Origin of the sequence: Streptomyces milbemycinicus (genome assembly GCF_002154605.1) — a bacterium.
GTDB lineage: Bacteria > Actinomycetota > Actinomycetes > Streptomycetales > Streptomycetaceae > Streptomyces > Streptomyces milbemycinicus.
The window spans coordinates 1-3,603 of the sequence record NZ_MUNE01000685.1 but is presented as its reverse complement, the minus strand read 5'-3'; the positions used below and the strand labels follow the sequence as shown (position 1 = coordinate 3,603).

Genomic DNA, 3,603 nt, shown 5'->3' with positions numbered 1-3,603 from the left:
CACACCACCCCGGCGGCCGGGCCGCCGGGGTGGTGTGTGATGCGAGGGGGAATGCTCAGCGGTTGCCGCAGGAGGTGCCGAAGGTCTGGTTCATCACACCGATGGCACGGACGGTGTTACCGCAGGCGTTGACCGGGACGAACACGGGCACCTGGGCCTCGTTTCCGGCGACGACGCCCGGGGAGTTCACGGCCTGGCCCTGAGCCTGGGGGCCGTGGGCGGAGGCAGCGCCGGCACCCGCGAGGGCGAGGCCGCCCACCGCGATGGTGACGGCCGCGAACTTCTTGATGTTCTTCACTTGGTAAGACCCTTCTAGCGCAACACTGCGGCAGGCCGCCGCAGCCGCCCTGGAGAACGGTGCGGGGCGGACCGGGTTGCGCTGTCCGGGTGACATACACCCGACCGTATGAATCTCGGCTCGACAGACGGCACTCCCGTATCACCAACAGATCGCCTCTTAGTGTGACAATCCGCGCAATTGACCCAACCTACGCCCCGATTCCATGGCGTACGGCCCACAGCGCCGCCTGCGTCCGGTCGGCGAGGTCCAGCTTCATCAGAATGTTGGACACATGGGTCTTCACGGTCTTTTCGGACAGGATCAGTGCGCGGGCGATCTCCCGGTTGGACCGGCCGTCCGCGATCAGCGCCAGCACCTCACGTTCCCGCTCGGTGAGCGAGCCGCCCCGCCCCTGGCCGCCGCCCGCCTCCTCCTGTGAGAGCAGCGCCAGGGCCACCTCGGGCTGGAGCAGCACATGCCCGGCGTGTACGGACCTGATGGCGCCCGCCAGGGCGTCGGGATCCACGTCCTTGTAGACGTATCCCGCCGCGCCCGCACGCAGGGCGGGGACGACCGTGCGCTGCTCGGTGAAGCTGGTGACGACCAGCACCCGGGCCGGGTTGTCGAGGCCGCGCAGCCGGCGCAGCGCCTCGACGCCGTCGGTGCCGGGCATCTTCACATCCATCAGGATGACGTCGGGCCGCAGTTCCTCGGCGCGGGCCACGCCCTCCTCGCCGTCGGCCGCCTCCCCCACCACCTCGATGTCGTCCTGCACTTCCAGGAACGTCCGGAGCCCGCGCCGCACCACCTGGTGGTCGTCCACGAGCAACACCCGGATCCCACTGGCCGGCTCAGCCACCGGGCACCTCCATTTCGATCACGGTGCCCTTTCCGGGCGCCGACTCCACGGTCAGACGGCCACCCACGCCGCCGGCCCGGTCGCGCATCGAGACCAGACCGAGGTGGCGCCCCGCCCGGCGGACGGCCGAGGGGTCGAAACCCGCGCCGTCGTCGGTGACGCGCAGCAGCGCGCCCTGGCCGTGGCGGGCCAGGGTGACCTCCACCCGGTCGGCGTTCGCGTGGCGCAGGGCGTTGTGCAGGCCTTCCTGGGCCACCCGCAGCAGGGCCTCCTCCTGGGCCGCCGGCAGCGCGCGGACGCCGCGGGCGGCGAAGGTGACGCGGGCGGTGTGGGCGCGGTCGAGGACCCGTATCTGGGTGCGCAGGGTGGCGACGAGGCCGTCCTCGTCGAGGGCGGCCGGGCGCAGCTCGACGACGGCGGAGCGCAGCTCGTCGGCCGCCTCGGCGGCGAGGGCGGCTATCTGCTGCAGCTCGCCCTTGGCCCGGGCGGGGTCGCGGTCCACGAGCGCGGTGGCGGCCTGGGCGGTGAGCCGCAGGGAGAACAGCTTCTGGGAGACGGCGTCGTGCAGCTCATGGGCGAGCCGGGCGCGCTCTCCGGCGATGGTGAGCTCGCGGCTGCGCTCGTAGAGCCGGGCGTTGGTGAGGGCGATCGCGGCGTGCTGGGCGAGGATGGCCAGCAGTTCCTCGTCCTCCGAGGTGAATCCGCAGCTTCCGCTCGGCTTGGGGCAGCGCTTGTTGGCGAGGAAGAGCGCGCCGAGCACTTCGTCGCCGTCGGCAATGGGAAGCCCAATAAAGTCGGACATTTCAGGGTGCGCATCGGGCCAGCCCTCAAAGCGCGGATCCAGGCGGACATCGGCCAGCCGCTGCGGGGTGGCGTCGTGCAGCATCGCGGCCAGGATTCCGTGCTGGCGGGGCAGCGGGCCGATGGCCTTCCACTGCTCCTCACTGACCCCATCTACTACGAACTGGGCGAAGCCCCCATGGTCGTCTGGAACCCCCAGCGCCGCATACTCCGCATCAAGCACCTCACGGGCGGACACAACGATCGTCTTTAGGACATCACGGACTTCCAGGTGTCTGCTCATGGCGAGGAGCGCATCACTCACATTGGCCAGGCCCGCCCCGGCCCCGGCACCGCGTCCCTTTGTCATGACGGACACCGTACCGGCGCGCGCGACTCGGGCATATCGGCCGGTCGGCGGCACTCCTCGGGACCTAAGTCCTAGTCCCGAGGAGGGAGGAATTCGCTTTGCAGCGGCGCGTCGCGATGATCCGGAATGGCGACCACAGTATGTATTTGCTCAGGCACATCACGCGATACGGAAGCATCTGCGCTGTGACCCCTGACACAGGACCTGAATCACGTACGACCACGAATAGTGGACGTTTTAAAGCAGTCGTGAGCGGGGAAGACGGCCGCTCTCACAGGTGGGAGCCGCCTAGGTGTCCACTAAGCAGGGTCGTATGTCACGCCTTTGCCACAACATTTTGCGGGCGCTAAGAATTTCCATCAGTCGCACGGCGCCGTAGATCAGAACACGGCGCTCCCAAGCGCCGATTTGGCCTGCGACACGAGCGATTGGAAGAGGTTAAGTCCGCCATGCCCGTCCCCCGCATTCCCGGTTACAGCCGCTTGACCAAGACGCACAAGTTCTCCGCCGCCGGCATCGCCGCCGCGGGCGCCGCCGCCCTCGCCTTCGCAGTCGTCCCGGCCCAGTCCGAAGGCCACACGACCGCCACCAAGGAACTGCCCGCCAAGCCCGTCGCCTGGAGCAAACAGGTCGTCGACCACGAGGCCCAGCACGAGAGCCTTGTCCACCAGTCCGAGCTCGCCACGCAGCAGGCGAAGGAGGAGGCCGCGAAGAAGAAGGCGGCCGAGGAGGCGGCGAAGAAGAAGGCCGCTGAGGAGGCCGCCGCCAAGAAGGCAGCCGAGGAAGCCGCGAAGAAGAAGGCCGCCGAGGAAGCCGCCGCCAAGAAGGCCGCCGAGGAGAAGGCCGCCAAGGAGAAGGCGGACAAGGAGCGGGCCGCCAGGGAGGCCGCGAGCCGGGCCGCCGCACGCAAGCCGGTCTACGCGAACAACCTCGACGGCTGGATCAAGGAATCGCTCGCCGTCATGAAGGAGAAGGGCATCCCGGGCAGCTACAACGGGATCTACCGGAACCTCATGCGGGAGTCGAGCGGTAACCCGCGCGCCATCAACCTCTGGGACATCAACGCCCAGAACGGCATTCCCTCCAAGGGCCTGCTCCAGGTCATAGACCCGACCTTCAAGGCCTACCACGTCGACGGCACCTCCTGGGACATCTACGACCCGGTCGCCAACATCACCGCCGCGTGCAACTACGCGTACCACCGGTACGGCTCGATGGACAACGTCAACGGCCCCTACTGAGCCGTACAACGCCTGACGACCGAAGTCTCCTGACGACTGAAGTCCGACGCCTGCGCCTGACGCCTGACGCCGA

Annotated in this window: 4 protein-coding genes; 1 reads left to right on the top strand and 3 read right to left on the bottom strand. The window is 68.7% G+C overall.

The window, feature by feature from the left end:
* Positions 1-55: 55 nt before the first annotated feature.
* The 3 genes from CCN51_RS42790 to CCN51_RS42780 form a co-directional block, all read right to left on the bottom strand.
* On the bottom strand, positions 56-298 hold the full coding sequence (locus CCN51_RS42790; RefSeq protein WP_014180763.1) for a chaplin: 243 nt from the start codon (positions 296-298) through the stop codon (positions 56-58).
* A gap of 190 nt (positions 299-488) precedes the next feature.
* Positions 489-1,139, bottom strand: a complete 651-nt coding sequence (locus CCN51_RS42785; RefSeq protein ID WP_014180762.1) for a response regulator — start codon at positions 1,137-1,139, stop codon at positions 489-491.
* Entirely contained in the window at positions 1,132-2,289 is a 1,158-nt protein-coding gene (locus CCN51_RS42780) for a GAF domain-containing sensor histidine kinase (protein ID WP_043487882.1), read from the bottom strand. Before CCN51_RS42780 ends, CCN51_RS42785 begins: the two co-directional genes overlap by 8 nt.
* 449 nt (positions 2,290-2,738) lie before the next feature.
* Between CCN51_RS42780 and CCN51_RS42775 the strand changes: the two genes are divergently transcribed.
* Positions 2,739-3,530, top strand: coding sequence for a transglycosylase SLT domain-containing protein (locus tag CCN51_RS42775; RefSeq protein WP_014180760.1), 792 nt, complete (start codon positions 2,739-2,741; stop codon positions 3,528-3,530).
* Positions 3,531-3,603: the final 73 nt, after the last annotated feature.